A 15,727-nucleotide genomic window follows, 5' to 3' on the forward strand; every position below is an offset into this window, starting at 1 on the left:
GCCAAGCCCGATCGGCGATGACGAGCCGGCTTATGGCCACCGGTTATTCCAAACCGCAAGTGGGCTTCCTGATGCGCAACACGGATCGCATGACATCGGCGCTGCAGGCCAGCGGGCTCAACGACAAGGCCAAGGCTTGCGGCATCGACTCCGCGCGAGCTTACGTCCTCGCATGCCTCGACAAGCAACTGTTCCCTTTGCAGTCCGGCACAAGCGCCTCGCTAGACGACGAGAGCCAAACAAGGGGATTTTGGGGCAGAAAGCGCCTGACCGTACGCGAACTGCTGTTCATCGGCGAGTTCTATGGCTGTCTTGGCGCTGCGAAAGCATATCTATTTCGCGGCTAACGCCAGCGAGGCTGAGCTGTCGCAATCACCGCGCCGTACGGAAATGCTTGGAGAGCTTCAAGCCCTGCGCCTGATAGTTCGAGCCGAGATCGGTGCCGTAAAGCGCCTGTGGGCGCTTCAGCATATGCTCGTAGACGAGGCGGCCGACGATCTGGCCGTGATCAAGGATGAAGGGCACTTCGTGGCTGCGCACTTCGAGCACGGCGCGGCTGCCGCTGCCGCCGGCTGCGGAGTGACCGAATCCCGGATCGAAGAAGCCGGCATAATGGACGCGGAACTCGCCGACCATCGGGTCGAAGGGCGTCATCTCGGCGGCATAGAGCGGCGGCACATGCACGGCCTCGCGGCTGACCAGAATGTAGAACTCGTCCGGGTCGAGCACCAACTCGCCGGCGCCGCTCTTGTAGATCGGCTCCCAGAAATCGACGACATCCTGCGCGGCGCGCTTGTCGACGTCGACCAGGCCGGTGTGGTGCTTGCCGCGATAACCGACAAGCCCGTCCTTGTCGCCGTCGAGGTCGATGGAAAGCGCGATGCCGCCGCCGGAAATGTTGGGCGGCTCGGTGGCGACCAGCATCTCGGCGCGGTGAAGATCGCGTAGCTCGTTCTCCGAGAGCACCGCATTGCCGATGCGGAAACGGATCTGCGACAGGCGCGAGCCGGCGCGCACCACGATCGGGAAGGTGCGAGGGCTGACTTCGAGGTAGAGGGGACCGTGATAGCCGGCGGCGATCTTGTCGAACTCATGGCCGCGGTCGGTCATCACCCGCGTGAAAATATCGAGACGGCCGGTGGAGCTCTTAGGGTTGGCCGAGGCGGAAACCCCGGCGGGCAGCGCCAAGCTTTCAAGCAGCGGCACGATATAGACGCAGCCGGTTTCCAGCACCGCGCCCCCGGCGAGGTCGATCTCGTGCAGCTTCAGCCGCTCGAGCTTGTCGGCGACCAGATGATCGGGCCCCGGCAGGAAGGAAGCGCGCACGCGATAGGCCCTGTCGCCGAGCCTGAGATCGAGGCTGGCCGGCTGGATCTGGTCGGCGTCCGGCGCGCGCGGCGACTTCAGCGCTTTCGCCTTGAACAGCGCCGCGATCTCCTGATCCGGAAGAATGCCTGTCTGCCGCAAAGGCTGGCTCCATCGAGGCCGGTCTCTTTGTGGCAGGTTCTTGCCGCAAAACCGCTGGACACTTTTGCGGAACCTGCCTGGTACAAACCTCTTAATGAAGCCGGCAATTGACGCAAGCGCCGCGCGGGTCTAAAGGGTCGTTATCCCGTGGTGATTTGGCCGGTCGGCTTGCAGCCACGTTAAACAAGTCGCTAAAGGACCGTCGAGCCGCAAGGCTATATGGACCGGTTGCGACTTCGCGGCCGGTTTTTTTGTGTCTGGAAGCAGGGCTATGAGCATCAAGAAGCGCAACTGGAAACCTCAGACGGCACTCGTGCACAGCGGAACGCTGCGTTCCCAATTTGGCGAGACGGCCGAGGCGATGTACCTCACGCAGGGCTATGTCTACGAGACGGCGCAGGCCGCGGAGGCCCGCTTCAAGGGCGAGGAGCCCGGCTTCATCTATTCGCGCTACGCCAATCCGACCGTCGACATGTTCGAAAAGCGCATGTGCGCGCTGGAGGGCGCCGAGGATGCCCGCGCCACGGCCTCCGGCATGGCCGCCGTTTCCGCCGCATTGCTCTGCAGCGTCAAGGCCGGCGACCATATCGTCGCCGCGCGCGCCCTGTTCGGCTCCTGCCGGTGGATTGTCGAGACGCTGGCGCCGCGCTACGGCATCCAGGCGACGCTGGTGGACGGGCGAGACATTGCAAACTGGGAGAGGGCGGTCAGGCCGAACACCAAGCTGTTCTTCCTGGAAAGCCCGACCAACCCGACGCTGGAGGTGGTCGACATCGCCGCGGTCGCCAGGCTCGCCAATTCGATCGGGGCGCGCGTGATCGTCGACAACGTCTTCGCCACGCCGCTGCAACAGAAGCCCTTGCAACTCGGCGCCCATATCGTCGTCTATTCGGCAACCAAGCACATAGACGGCCAGGGCCGCTGCCTCGGCGGCGTCATCCTCTCCGACAAGAAATGGATCGACGAGAACCTGCACGACTATTTCCGCCACACCGGGCCGAGCCTGTCGCCCTTCAATGCCTGGACGATGTTGAAGGGCCTGGAAACGCTGCCGCTGCGCGTGCGCCAGCAGACCGAGAGCGCCGGCAAGATCGCCGATTTGCTGGCCGGCAGGCCGGAGATCGCCCGCGTCATCTATCCTGGCCGCGCCGACCACCCGCAGGCCGATATCGTCAAGAAGCAGATGTCCGGGGGCTCGACGCTGATCTGCCTCGAGGTGAAGGGCGGCAAGCAGGCGGCATTCGCCTTCCAGAACGCGCTCGATATCGTGCTGATCTCAAACAATCTCGGCGACGCCAAGAGCCTGATCACCCATCCGGCGACGACGACGCACAAGAACCTGAGCGACGAGGCGCGGGCAGAGCTTGGCATCGGGCCCGGCACGCTCAGGCTCTCCGTCGGCCTTGAGGACACGGACGATCTGCTGGAGGACGTCGAACAGGCGCTGAAGGCGGCGAGATAGCGGACGCCACAAGGAAGGGACAGCGTGGGTGCCGTTCAGGCGCCTTCTTCCAGCTCGGTCATCGCCTTGGTGCGGATGGTCATGGCATTGCCGCGCCAATCGACCGCGCCTCCCAGCCATCCCCGCACCCAGATGGCGGGCAGCATGACGTCGCGCACGATCATCGCGGTCACGCTGAGCGGCGACAGATACCAGCCTTTTGCCCAGGCGAGCAGGCATTCCGGCAGATAGGCGACGACCAGCACGCAGAGCGCCGCCGTGGGCAGGCTGACACCGGCGCTCGCCGCCGCGACCAGGCCAAGCAGCAGCGGCAATGCCGCGCCGGTCAGGATCTCCGGTGCGAAGAACAGCGGGAAGGTGACGCGGCGCAGCCTTGCCCAGCGCGCCTGGCGCGACCAGATCTCACCGAGCCGGCGCTGGCCGAGCGGCTGCTCGAACGGCGAGGCGACGAGATTGACCTTGAGACCGAGTCCGTTGACCAGCTTGGTCGCCGCCGCATCCTCGGCGATCTCGGCGGCCAAGGCATGGATGCCGCCATTGGCATCCAGCATCGGCTTGTTCCACAACATGCTCTTGCCCTGGGCGAAACCGAGGCCGAGGGCCTCGCCGGCATACTGCCAGCGCGCCTGCAGCGTGTTGAGGAAGGCACATTCGACCTCGGCCCAGAAACCGTCCGGCCGAGAGCCGATCGGCGTCGAGCAGACGAGGCCGGTATCCGGGCGCCATGCCGCCATCATCTGCTGGACGTAGTTCGCCGGCATCAGCACGTTGGAATCGGCGAGGATCGCCCAATCGTAGCGCGCCGCCTGCCATCCCTTGACGCAATTGTTGAGCTTGGGATTGGCGCTGATGCGATCGTCGCCGACCAGAAGCCGCGCCGGAACCTTGGGGTTGAGCGCGATCGCCGTATCGATGAGCTTCGCCACCGGGTCTTCGGCATGCGCAACGCAAAAGATCAGTTCATAGCGCGGCCAATCGAGCGAGAAGGCGCGCCGCAGCGTCTCTTCCGTGAACGGCTCGACGCCGCGCGACGGCACGATGATCGAAACCGGCGGCCGCAGGCCGGAGGGGGGCGCAACGACACGCCGCTTCTTAAGCCGCGACGAGGCGAGCAGGATGCTGGCGAGATTGGCGAGAAGAAGGGCTGACGAACCCAAGGCGGCTGCGATAGTCAGTTCCATTGAGATATGGTCACTCCCGGCAGAGAGTTTCACCGTTTCGGCGAAACGGCGAACCACTCTATCTCTTTGTTTTCACGCAATTGCGGACGGAAAACCGTTTACACTTTTCCTGGATGCTCTGGGCCGAACGCGGCCGTTTGATCAGTCGACGGAGCGCCCGAGTCGCCCGGCATGGCCTGTGCACACCAACATTGTCGTGTGTCACTTAAATGACATTGTTTTTCGGCACGTGCGGCAAAGGCTGGCGGTATGACCGGCGCCTCGCGTGATAACAGCGAAGCGCCGCGCATATTCCACGCGGCGGCAACCGGAGTAGCCCATGTATCGCGCAGTGACGCGCAACATCGAAGTGCTGGTCAGGCCGTTCTATCTGGAGGATAGAGTCCGACCCCTCCGAGAACCGCTACGTCTGGGGCTATCAGGTGACGATCGACAACCGCTCCGACGAGTTCGTCCAGCTTTTGTCGCGCTACTGGCACATTACCGACGGCCAGGGCCGTGTCGAGGAGGTGCGCGGCGCCGGCGTCGTCGGCGACCAGCCGGAGCTCAACCCCGGGGATAGCTATCAATACACATCAGGCTGCCCGCTCTCGACATCCTCGGGCATCATGGTCGGCCATTACACGATGCGCAACGGCCGCGGCGAGACCTTCGATATCGCCATTCCAGCCTTCTCGCTCGACATGCCGGGGACAAGGCGGACGGTGAATTAAGAACTCGAGTTCCTCGAATTAAGAACTCGAGTTCCTCTCCCCCTCAAAGCGGGGGAGAGGAAGGGGACCTTCTCAATTCACGAACTCGGCCGGGTCGAAGTCGTATTGCGTCGAGCAGAACTCGCAGGCGACATGGATGCCACCCTCCTCTGTCGACTCCTTGATCTCCTCGGCCGAAAAGCCCTCGAGGATGCCGCGGATCTTCTCGCGCGAGCAGGAGCACCGGTCGTCGACCGGCACGCCGCGGAAGACGCGCACGCCGTGCTCGTGGAAGAGCCGGTAAAGCAGCCGCTCGGCGCCCACAGTCGGATCGATCAGTTCCGTCTGCTCGATCGTGCCGAGCAGCGCCAGCAATTCCTGCCAGGAATTGTCGGCCGGCTGGTCGGTCACCTCGCGGTCGTCGCCGTCACCCCCAGAAATATCGGGAATGCGCATGCGCTCCGGCGCCTGCGGCAGGAACTGCGCCAGGATGCCGCCGGCCCGCCATTGCTCACGCGCTCCGCCTGGACCTGGCGTGACCAGCTTGGCGACCGACATCCTGATATCCGTCGGGATCTGCTCCGATTGGCGGAAATAGGTGCGAGCGGCATCCTCCAGGGAAGTGCCGTCGAGCTGGACGATGCCCTGATAGCGCTGCGTGTGTGCGCCCTGGTCGATGGTCAAGGCCAGCACACCGTTGCCGAGCAGCGCCTGCTGCGAGGTCTCGCTGGCGTCGATCAGGGCCTGCAGCCGGTCGGCATCGAAGCGCGCATAGGCGCGCAATGCATGCGGTGTCGTGAAATCAGCCACCAGCATGTCGACCGGGCCATCGGTGCGGGTCTGCAGGATGAACTTGCCTTCGAACTTCAGCGAGGTGCCGAGCAGGACGGTGAGCACGCAGGCTTCCGCCAGCAGGCGGGCGACGGGCTCGGGATAATTGTGGCGGCTCAAAATAGCGTCGAGCATCGTCCCGAGCTGCACGGTGCGGCCGCGCACATCGAGCGGCGCTACCTCGTAAGGCACGACATGATCGTCGCCGGCGAAGCCGAATTCACCGAGTTGGGGTTTATGCTCAGCCAAGGTCTGGGTTTCCAACATGACAAAACTCCGGGGCGCAGCCATGCAACCCGATGAGCCGCATGCGTCCAAGCGCGTTCAATTTACGTGATGGCCCGCAAATAGGCATCACATATCCCCGGATCAAGTCGACACTCCCCGGTACCAGTCGGCGCCAGTCGTGTCGGATCAAGCGCCCAGGCACCAGGCCAGCACAGCCTTCTGGGCGTGCAGCCGGTTCTCGGCCTCGTCGAAGACCACCGAATGCGGCCCGTCGATTACTTCGTCGGTGACTTCCTCGCCGCGATGCGCCGGCAGGCAGTGCATAAACAAGGCGTCGGACTTGGCCTTGGCCATAAGCGCAGCGTTGACCTGATAGGGCAGGAAGACGTTGTGACCGCGGGCGCGGTGCTCCTGGCCCATAGAGACCCAGCTGTCGGTGACCACGCAATCGGCCTGGTCGACCGCTTCCTCAGCGGAACGCGCGAACCTGACCTTCCCGCCATTGGCCTTCGACCAGTCGACATATTTCTCGAAGGGCTCGCTGCCCTCCGGCACCGCGACATTGACGTTGAAACGGAACCGCGCCGAGGCTTCCAGGAGCGAGTGCAGCACATTGTTGCCGTCGCCGGTCCAGGCAAAGGTCTTGCCGGCCACCGGGCCGCGATGCTCCTCGAAGGTCATGATGTCGGCCATGATCTGGCAGGGATGCGTGTCGTCGGTCAGCCCGTTGATGACAGGAACCGTTGCATTCTCCGTCAGCTCGATCAGCCGGTCATGCGAGGTGGTGCGGATCATGATGGCGTCGACATAGCGCGACAGCACTTTTGCCGTGTCGGCGATGGTTTCGGAACGTCCGAGCTGCATCTCGGTGCCGGTCAGCACGACCGTCTCGCCGCCGAGCTGGCGCATCCCGACATCGAAGGACACGCGGGTGCGCGTCGACGGCTTGTCGAAGATCATGGCCAGCACCTTGCCATCGAGCGGTTTGGAACGCTCGCCGGCCTTGAGCCTGGTCTTTCGCGCCATCGCGTCGTCCAGCATGATGCGCAGGTCGCCCGCGGAAACGGCGGACAGGTCGGTGAAGTGGCGGACACTCATCGGCAGGTTTCCAGAAACTATTTCGCGGCTTCGGCCGCTATCGCGTCGGTCAGGCCCTTGGCGCCGCTACGGATGCGCTTCAGCGCCTCGCCGATCTCCTCGTCGGTGACGGTGAGCGGCGGCAGGAGACGGATGACGTTGTCGCCCGCCGGCACGGCAAGCAGGTGCTGGTCGCGAAACGCCATGTTCACCTTGGTGTTCGGCATGGCGCATTTCAGGCCGAGCATCAGGCCGATACCCCTTATGTCTTCAATGACATCGGGAAACTCGTCCGCGACGGCCGCAAGGCCCTGTTTCAACAACAGCGCCTTGTGCTGCACGTCTTCGAGGAAGCCGTCGGCCAGCACCACGTCGAGCACGGCATTGCCGACCGCCATCGCAAGCGGATTGCCGCCGAATGTGGTGCCGTGCACGCCGGCGGTCATGCCGGTCGCCGCCTCATCCGTGGCGAGGCAAGCGCCCATCGGGAAGCCACCGCCGATGCCCTTGGCGATCGCCATCAGGTCGGGCGTGACGCCGGCCCATTCGTGCGCGAACAGCTTACCGGTGCGGCCGATGCCGCACTGGACCTCGTCGAAGATCAAAAGCAGGCCGTGCTGGTCGCAAAGCTGCCGCAGGCGCTTGAGCGATTGCGTTGGCACCGGGCGGATGCCTCCCTCGCCCTGCACCGGCTCGATCAGGATCGCCGCGGTCTCAGGCGTGATCGCCTTTTCGGCGGCGTCGATGTCATCGAAGGCCACTTGGTCGAAACCCTCGACCTTGGGCCCGAAGCCTTCGAGATATTTGTACTGGCCGCCGGCGGCGATCGTCGCCAGCGTGCGGCCATGGAAGGCGCCCTCGAAGGTGATGATGCGGAAACGCTCGGGATGGCCCTTGACGAAATGATATCGCCTGGCCGTCTTGATCGCGCATTCCAGCGCCTCGGCGCCGGAATTGGTGAAGAACACCTTGTCGGCAAAGGTCGCCTCGACCAGCCGCTCGCCCAGCCGGCGCTGTTCCGGGATCTCATAGAGGTTGGAGACATGCCAGAGCTTGGCTGCCTGCTCGGTGAGCGCCGCGACAAGATGCGGATGGCTGTGGCCGAGTGAGTTCACCGCTATGCCGCCCGCGAAGTCGAGATATCGCTCGCCCCTGTCGGTGACCAGCCAGGTCCCCTCACCACGGTCAAAAGCCAGGGGTGCGCGAGCAAAGGTCTCGAAAAGCGCCGAACCGCTCATTATATGCGTCTCCGGAACCGGAAATCAAAAAAGCCGCCAATGCGGCGGCCTTTGCGGCTTATCATGTTTTTCGGCCATGAAGTCAACGAAAACGTCACGCAGAAGCGCGTGGCATGCCTCCGACGCCACGCCGGCTCATGAGCAGCACCGGCAAGTTGGGGAAAACCGAAAAAACCGAATCGTGTTGCCCTGGGGACTCTTGTCACCGAGTCAGCGCATAAGGTATTTGTAGTCGAGAAATAACTAGATTTCGTGCGGCGGATCTAAATCACCCGATATATGTGGTGTCGTTTGCCCGGCGAGAGCCGGGTCGGGAACGGATTCTGACTACCGCACGCCTCAGCAGGAGCGCGGCCCCATGAATTGGACTGATGAGCGGGTAGAACTTCTCAGAAAATTGTGGTCGGAGGGCCTGAGCGCCAGCCAGATCGCCGCTCAGCTTGGCGGAGTGAGCCGCAATGCCGTCATCGGCAAGGTCCATCGCCTGAAGCTGTCAGGCCGCGGCCGCGCAACAGCTGCCCCGGCGCGACAGAAGAAGGTGACGCAAGGCGCCTCGATGCAGAAGTCGGTGACCCGCGCCGCAACAACCGCGCGTCACGTGACCACCACCATCGGCGCCACCGCGCTGCAGGTGCAGTTCGACGCCGAGCCGGTGGCGCGCCACTATATCCGCCCGGTCGAGAACGTGGTGGTGCCGATCTCACGGCATCTGCAACTCGTCGAGCTGACCGAACGCACCTGCAAATGGCCGAACGGCGATCCGCTCTCGGAAGACTTCAGCTTCTGCGGCAACGATGCCGCCGAGACCGGGCCTTACTGCAAGTATCACGCCCGCGTCGCGTTCCAACCGGCCGCGGAGCGGCGCAGGGCAAGGTAAGGCGCATTTTGAGTAGTAAGGCAGTAAGGGAATAGGTTAGAGACTGCGCCTGAGAGCGCTGCTTTTTCGCTATTCCTCACTTACTGCCTTAATCCTTTATTCAGAGCCATCCGTTCTTCTTGAACCGCCAGTACAGAAACCCGCAGGTCAGCGCGATCACCGTGAACCGGGCCTCAAACAGCGCCTTGTCCTCGACCGCCTCGACCTCGACCTAGATCGGTTCCAGCACCGACGATGAAATCAAGGATGGCGTAAAGGACGAAATGCTCGCCCCTGGCGAACGGATGCGGACAGCATTCCCGATACTGGCGCAGGAGCAGCGCACAGCGATTTTCCGTCCGGAATTGCGCAGACAACGTCCGGGCCGCCCCGGGAAAAACGCGCCGACGGCCTTTGCCGCTTGAAAACGCGCCGCGCCGCCGCATAATCATTCCGATCCCCGCAAGAAGCAGAAAATCCGGTGGGATCGGGGGAGGGACATTTGCCGTTGGGCCACACTTTCGTCATTGCCGACGATCATCCGCTTTTTCGCGGTGCCCTCAAGGAGGCGCTGGCCGGCATCGGCGACGTCGCCGCGATCCACGAGGCCGGGGATTTCGATAGCGCCAAGGCGCTGGTGCTGGCCAATGAGGATGTCGATATGGTGCTGCTCGACTTGTCGATGCCTGGCGCCAGCGGGCTCTCGGGCCTGATCTCGCTGCGCGGCATCAATCCGGCGGTGCCGCTGGTGGTGGTGTCGGCGCATGACGATCCCGTCACTATCCGCCGCGCGCTCGATCTTGGCGCGTCCGGCTTCATCTCCAAATCGGCCAGCATGGAGGAAATCCGCGCCGCCGTGCAGGCCGTGCTTGCCGGCGATATCGCGGCGCCCCCCGATATCGAGCTCGGCGTCGAGCGCGACCCGGAAATCTCCGACCTGATCAAGCGCCTGCAGGCTTTGACGCCGCAGCAGACACGCGTGCTCGGCATGCTGGCGGAGGGCCTGCTCAACAAGCAGATAGCCTATGAGCTCGGCGTCTCCGAGGCGACCATCAAGGCGCATGTTTCGGCCATACTGCAGAAGCTCGGCGTCGACAGCCGCACTCAGGCGGTGATCCAGCTCTCCAAGATCGGCAATGACCCGCTGCAGCCGGTTGGCTGAGCTGCCCCTGCCACTATTCCGCCGCCGGCGCCAGCGGTCTGACCCTTGCCATCATCGAGCGCAGCACCGCGGGCTTCAGCGGCTTGTTTATGACCGGAACGTCGAGCCGGCTTGCCGCCGCGCGAACTTCGGTGGAGCGGTCTGCGGTGACCAGCACGCAGGGCAGGTCCTGTCCGTAGGCGGCGCGCAACGCGCCAATCGCGTCGAGCCCGGTGCCGCCGTCGAGATGATAGTCGGCCAGCACAAGGTCCGGCTTTGGCGCGCCTGGCCTCGGAAGATCGCCTGATCCCGAAGCCGTCTCGACATGACAGCCCCAGCCTTCCAGCAGCAGCCGCATTCCGTCGAGGATGCGCGCGTCATTGTCGATGCAGAGCACGTTGAGCCCGGCGAGCGACGAGGCGGCGCGGGCCGGCGCCTTGCCGGTCTCGCGCGGCGGCGCCGCGACCTCCGCGACCGGCAGGATGACGGAAAAGCGCGTGCCCTTGCCCGGGTTGGAATAGATGCGAATCTCAAGCCTCAGAACCCGGGCTATGCGGTCGACGATGGAGAGGCCGAGGCCTAGGCCCTCCGCCTCGCGGGCGCCTTCGTCCAGGCGGGTGAATTCATGGAAGACGGTGTTGAGCTTGTCGCCGGCGATGCCGATGCCGGTGTCGATCACCTGGATCTCCGCCAGCTCGCCGCGCCGTCGCACACCCACCAGGACGCGACCCTTGCGCGTGTATTTGATGGCGTTCGACACCAGGTTCTGGATCAGGCGGCGCAGCAGGTTGCGATCGGTCATGACGCCGAGCGAGGACGGTATGATCTTGAACTCGAGCTTCTTTTCGGCGGCCAAAGGGCGGAAATCATTGCCGATCTGGCTGAGCAGTCCCCCGAGGCTGAAGGCGGTGTCTTCCGGCTTCATTGCGCCGGCGTCGAGCCGCGAGATGTCGAGGACCGCGCCGAGGATGGTTTCGACCGATTCCAGCGAGGACTCGATGTTGACGGCCGCCTTGCCGGCCGGTCCTTTGCCGGCTTTCTCGATCAGTGACGAGCAATAGAGCCGGGCGGCGTTGAGCGGCTGCAGGATGTCGTGGCCGGCGGCGGCGAGGAAGCGCGTCTTGCCGAGGTTCGCCTCCTCGGCCAGCATCTGCGCCTGCGCCAGTTCCTCGTTGACGCGGGTGAGCTCGATCGTCCGGGTCTTGACCCGCTGCTCCAGTGATTCATTGGCCCGCTTCAGTGCCAGGTCCTGCTCGACGCGGCCGGAAATGTCGGCATAGGTGGCGACGATGCCGCCGTCCGGCATCGGGTTGGAGCGCAGTTCCAGGATGCGTCCGCTGGTCTTCAGCTCCATCTGCCATGGCCCGGCGAAGCTGGTCAGCCGGTTCAGCATGGTCACCCGCTGGTCGGCCGGAATATCGCCGCGGTCGGCCAGATGACGCAGGATCCGGTCGAGCGACACGCCGACCTGGCCCATCTCGTCCGGCAGGTCGAACAACGCCCTGTATTGCCGGTTCCAGCAAATCAGCCGGAAATCGCGATCGAAGACGGTGATGCCTTGTTCCATCTGGTCGAGCGCGATCTGGAGCAGGTCGCGATTATGCTGCAGCGCCTCGGTGGCGTCGTCGAGCAGCCTGAAGGCATCTTTTGAATCCCGGTCGTTGCGGCGGAAGAGCAGCGAGAGGATGAGCCGCGCCGAGGACGAGCCGACGGCGCTTGCAAGCAATTGCTCAGAGAAGCGGATGACATCCATGCTCGCCTGCTCCTTGCCGTGGAGCGAAACATTCGCGTTCTTCTCGAAGGACTGGAAGGAGCGCTCCGTGCGTTCGACACCGAGATAGCGCGAAATCGTGTCCTTGAGGTCGTTGACGGTGACGGCGGTGCGAAAGCGGCGCAGGCTGGGCATGGGGCTCGCCTCGCGTGGCACGAAGATTGCCGCCTGGATGCGCTCCAGGGGGACGGACGCGCGCGACAGCGATCCCAGCACGAAGAACAGGGCATTGACCGACAGGCTCCACAGCACGCCGTGGTTCAGCGGCTCGCCGACCGTGCCGAACAGCGCTTGCGGCCTCAGCGCCTCGAAGCCGAACAGGCCATAAACGACGATGTCGGAGTCGGGACCGGCGAGCGAGGGCAGCAGAAGCGTGTAGCCCCAGACGGCGATGCCGGCGATCATGCCGAGCGCGGCGCCCCGGCCGTTGGCGCGGCGCCAGATCAGGCCGCCAATCAGAGCCGGCGCGAATTGCGCGATGGCTGCGAACGACATCAGCCCGATCGAGGAAAGCCGCGCGCTGTTGGTGCTCTCGCGGTAGTAGAGGAACGCTATGAACAGCAGGATGAAGATGGACGCGCGGCGCACGTTGAGGATCAGCGTCGACCAGTCCTCGTTCTCCGAAGTGCTGGTCTTGAGCACGCGGCGCACGAACAGCGGAATGATGAGATCGTTGGAAATCATGATCGACAGCGCAACGCTCTCGACGATCACCATGGCGGTCGCCGCCGACAGGCCGCCGACGAAAGCGGTCATGGCGAGCACGTCATGGCCGCCGAGCAGCGGCAGCGACAGCACATAGAGGTCGCTGCTGGTCTTGGCGCCGACCAGCGACAGGCCGGCAAAGGCGATCGGCAGCACGAAGAGGTTGATCGTCACGAGGTAGAGCGGAAACAGCCAGGTCGCCGTGCGCAGTTCCGCCTCGCTGCGGTTCTCGACGATGGTTACGAAGAATTGCCGCGGCAGCATAAGAATGGCAAAGCCGCTCAAGCCGGTCAGCACCAGCCAGGTGGCGAGGGAGGTGTTGTAGCTCATCGCCTGGCGCACCTGGCTGTTGGCGGCGAGCTTGGCGAACATGTCGGCGGGGCCGCCGAAGATCAGGAACAACACCATCAGGCCGATGGCGAGAAAGGCGGCGAGCTTCACTACGGTCTCGACCGCCACCGCCAGAACCAGCCCGTCCTGATGTTCCGTGGCGTCGGCGTGGCGGGTGCCGAACAGCACCGCGAAGAGCGCCAGAAGCATCGCAACCACCAGCGAGATATCGCTGACGAATGGATCGAAAGAGGGCGGCGAGCCGGTATAGTGTTCGATCATCAGGCTTACCGAGCCCGAGATCGCCTTGAGCTGCAGCGCGATATAGGGCACGGCGCCGATCGTGGCGATCAACGTCGCGATCGCCGCAACGGTGAAGCTCTTGCCGTAGCGGGCGCCGAGGAAGTCGGCGATCGAGGTGATTTTCTCGCTCTTCGCCAGTCGGACCAGGCGGTTGAGCAGCGGGAAGCCGAACACGAAAACCAGCACCGGACCGGTGTAGATGCCGAGGAATTCGAGGCCGCGCTCGGACGAAAGGCCGACCGAGCCAAAGAAGGTCCAGGAGGTGCAGTAGATGGCCAGGCTGAGCGCGTAGATAAACGGCCGCGCCCGCCCAAGCCCGGTGGTGGCGGCGGCACGCCGGTCGCCGACGCTGGCAATGGCGAAAAGCAGCGTCACATAGGCGATCGCAATGATGACGACGAACCAGCCTTGCACGGCCCGTGCTTCCTCCCTGGCCGGTCTCCCATCCGGCCCGCCCAGGCAATTCCAGGAAAACTACCAGATGGGGTTTGCGTCCGGAATTGCGTGAGCACAACTACGCAAATCGGTCGAGCATCCCGATAGGGCGCTCGCCCGATTTGACGCAATCACAGCTCGGTCCTCAAGTCCATCGCGGCTTTCGGCGCATATACTGATGACGATGCGTAACATAAACCGGTGCCTTCGCTGTTTTTCCGGTTTTGCAGCCGGGGGTTTTTGTTATTGTGGACGCGGGGTCGATGCCCACGGATATTGGTGCGGCGGCAGCTCGGCCCGCTACGGCAGGAGGGACGAATGCTGAAAGAATTCCAGGAATTCATTTCCAAGGGCAACGTTATGGACCTTGCCGTAGGCGTCATCATCGGCGCTGCCTTCGGCAAGATCGTCACCTCGCTGGTCGACGATATCATCATGCCGTTCATCGGCGCGCTCGGAGGCGTCGATTTCTCCAACTACTTCATAGGCTTGTCGCATAACGTGACGGCCACCAACCTGGTGGATGCCCGTAAACAGGGCGCGGTATTCGCCTATGGCAGCTTCATCACCCAGGTCATCAATTTTCTGATCATGGCCTTCATCATCTTCCTGATGGTCAAGGCGGTGAACAACTTGCGCAAGCGGCTGGAGCGCGAGAAGCCCGCCGCCGCAGCGGCCCCGCCGCCGGCCGACGTGCAGCTCCTGACCGAGATCCGCGATCTTCTCGCCAAGAAATAACGCAGCCGCAAGCATTCTGGACCAAAACCCCGGCCGCTTGCGGCCGGGGTTTTCTGTTTCCCTATCTGCTATGAGCGCTGCCGGGACAGGAACGGATTTGCCATGACCTTGATCGATACCCTGCGCGCGGAAGCGCGCGCCGCGCCGGAAAGCGGCATCGTCGCCGTCATCAACCACGGCCGCTTGCGCGAAGGCCTGATCCCGCTCTGGGCCGGAGAAGGCGATCTGCCGACGCCATCCTTCATCAGCGATGCCGCCGCCAGAGGATTGGCCGATGGCGAGACTTTCTACACGTGGCAGAAGGGCATTCCCCCGCTCAGGCAGGCGCTCGCCCGCTACTATGCCAGGCATTTCGGCAAGACCTTCGCGGAGGAAGAGTTCATCGTCACCGCATCCGGCATGCATGCGATCCAGCTGGCCATCGATGCCATCGCGGGAAGCGGCGACGAGGTGATCTACCTATCGCCGGCCTGGCCGAATTTCGCCGCGGCTGCCGGCGTGGCGGGCGCCGTGCCGGTGCCGGTCACGCTCGACGAGTCCGGCAATGGCTGGTCCTGCGATGTCGAAAAGATCGCCTCCGCTGTCACGCCGCGCACCAAACTGTTGTTCATCAACACGCCGTCCAACCCGACCGGTTGGACCGCCGATAGGCAGACGCTCCAAGCAATCCTCGATCTTGCCCGCGCAAAGGGCCTTTGGATCATCGCCGACGAGATCTATTCGCTGTTCCACTATGGCCATGGCCGCGCGCCGTCCTTCCTCGACGTCGCCACGCCCGAAGACCGCATCCTCTTCGTCAACAGCTTTTCCAAGAACTGGGCAATGACCGGCTGGCGCGTGGGCTGGATCAAGGCGCACCCGTCCCTGCAGCAGGTGTTCGAGAACCTGATCCAGTACTCGACCTCGGGCGTCGCCCAGTTCATGCAGCGCGGCGCTGTCGCCGCCCTCGATGAAGGCGACGGCTTCATCGCCGAACAGGTGGAGCGCGCGCGGGCCGCGCGCGATCTCGTCTGCGGCATCCTGGGCGAAACCGGTAAGGCGCGGTTCACCGTGCCGCAGGGTGCTTTCTATCTGTTCTTCAGGATCGACGGCATCACCGATTCCCGGTCCGCCGCCTTCGACATCGTCGACAACGCCAATGTCGGCCTGGCGCCCGGCACCGCCTTCGGCCCCGGCGGCGAAGCCTTCCTCAGGCTTTGCTTCCACCGCCGCCTCGATCAGCTCGAGGAAGCGGCGCATCGCCTGGCGAAATGGATGAAGACGATGTGAGCG

The 15,727-nt window shown here is 63.9% G+C and carries 12 protein-coding genes, 1 pseudogene and 1 riboswitch; of the genes and pseudogenes, 7 read left to right on the forward strand and 6 right to left on the reverse strand.

The window, feature by feature from the left end; genetic code table 11:
* Positions 1 to 32 precede the first annotated feature (32 nt).
* Positions 33 to 347: a hypothetical protein gene (locus ACR64R_RS26540; RefSeq protein ID WP_487359194.1), complete on the forward strand. Its 315-nt coding sequence runs from the start codon at positions 33 to 35 to the stop codon at positions 345 to 347.
* A 25-nt stretch (positions 348 to 372) separates the two neighbouring features.
* On the opposite strand, the gene ACR64R_RS26545 is transcribed toward ACR64R_RS26540, so the two are convergent.
* Positions 373 to 1,467: a 2'-deoxycytidine 5'-triphosphate deaminase gene (locus ACR64R_RS26545; protein ID WP_487359195.1), complete on the reverse strand. Its 1,095-nt coding sequence runs from the start codon at positions 1,465 to 1,467 to the stop codon at positions 373 to 375.
* Between the two features lie 137 nt (positions 1,468 to 1,604).
* A riboswitch (SAM riboswitch) is annotated at positions 1,605 to 1,682 on the forward strand.
* A 56-nt stretch (positions 1,683 to 1,738) separates the two neighbouring features.
* Between ACR64R_RS26545 and ACR64R_RS26550 the strand changes: the two genes are divergently transcribed.
* On the forward strand, positions 1,739 to 2,929 hold the full coding sequence (locus ACR64R_RS26550) for an O-succinylhomoserine sulfhydrylase (RefSeq protein ID WP_487359196.1): 1,191 nt from the start codon (positions 1,739 to 1,741) through the stop codon (positions 2,927 to 2,929).
* Positions 2,930 to 2,964: 35 nt separating this feature from the next.
* On the opposite strand, the gene ACR64R_RS26555 is transcribed toward ACR64R_RS26550, so the two are convergent.
* A complete protein-coding gene (locus ACR64R_RS26555; RefSeq protein ID WP_487359197.1) occupies positions 2,965 to 4,110 on the reverse strand; it encodes a ceramide glucosyltransferase in 1,146 nt (381 codons plus the stop codon).
* Positions 4,111 to 4,429: 319 nt separating this feature from the next.
* On the opposite strand from ACR64R_RS26555, the pseudogene apaG reads away from it, so the two are divergent.
* Positions 4,430 to 4,823, forward strand: a pseudogene (apaG, locus tag ACR64R_RS26560) (Co2+/Mg2+ efflux protein ApaG).
* Between the two features lie 72 nt (positions 4,824 to 4,895).
* On the opposite strand, the gene ACR64R_RS26565 reads toward apaG, so the two are convergent.
* From ACR64R_RS26565 to ACR64R_RS26575, 3 genes are all read right to left on the reverse strand, one after another.
* Positions 4,896 to 5,924, reverse strand: coding sequence for an Hsp33 family molecular chaperone (locus ACR64R_RS26565; RefSeq protein WP_487359198.1), 1,029 nt, complete (start codon positions 5,922 to 5,924; stop codon positions 4,896 to 4,898).
* 123 nt (positions 5,925 to 6,047) lie between these two features.
* Entirely contained in the window at positions 6,048 to 6,959 is a 912-nt protein-coding gene (argF, locus tag ACR64R_RS26570) for an ornithine carbamoyltransferase (RefSeq protein ID WP_487359199.1), read from the reverse strand.
* Positions 6,960 to 6,976: 17 nt separating this feature from the next.
* Positions 6,977 to 8,176, reverse strand: coding sequence for an acetylornithine transaminase (locus ACR64R_RS26575; RefSeq protein ID WP_487359200.1), 1,200 nt, complete (start codon positions 8,174 to 8,176; stop codon positions 6,977 to 6,979).
* 358 nt (positions 8,177 to 8,534) lie between these two features.
* On the opposite strand from ACR64R_RS26575, the gene ACR64R_RS26580 reads away from it, so the two are divergent.
* Complete coding sequence (locus ACR64R_RS26580) at positions 8,535 to 9,053, forward strand: GcrA family cell cycle regulator (RefSeq protein ID WP_487359201.1); 519 nt, start codon at positions 8,535 to 8,537, stop codon at positions 9,051 to 9,053.
* Between the two features lie 481 nt (positions 9,054 to 9,534).
* On the forward strand, positions 9,535 to 10,194 hold the full coding sequence (locus tag ACR64R_RS26585; protein WP_487359202.1) for a response regulator transcription factor: 660 nt from the start codon (positions 9,535 to 9,537) through the stop codon (positions 10,192 to 10,194).
* A gap of 13 nt (positions 10,195 to 10,207) precedes the next feature.
* Here the strand turns inward: ACR64R_RS26585 and ACR64R_RS26590 are convergent, their stop codons facing one another.
* Complete coding sequence (locus tag ACR64R_RS26590) at positions 10,208 to 13,696, reverse strand: PAS domain-containing hybrid sensor histidine kinase/response regulator (protein WP_487359203.1); 3,489 nt, start codon at positions 13,694 to 13,696, stop codon at positions 10,208 to 10,210.
* A gap of 339 nt (positions 13,697 to 14,035) precedes the next feature.
* Here ACR64R_RS26590 and mscL point away from each other — a divergent pair, with 339 nt between their 5' ends.
* Together mscL and ACR64R_RS26600 are read left to right on the forward strand one after the other, a co-directional pair.
* A complete protein-coding gene (mscL, locus tag ACR64R_RS26595) occupies positions 14,036 to 14,455 on the forward strand; it encodes a large conductance mechanosensitive channel protein MscL (protein WP_487359204.1) in 420 nt (139 codons plus the stop codon).
* Between the two features lie 102 nt (positions 14,456 to 14,557).
* Entirely contained in the window at positions 14,558 to 15,724 is a 1,167-nt protein-coding gene (locus ACR64R_RS26600; RefSeq protein ID WP_487359205.1) for a pyridoxal phosphate-dependent aminotransferase, read from the forward strand.
* Positions 15,725 to 15,727: the final 3 nt, after the last annotated feature.

The sequence above is a fragment of the Mesorhizobium sp. MC2-1-1 genome (assembly GCF_057597255.1).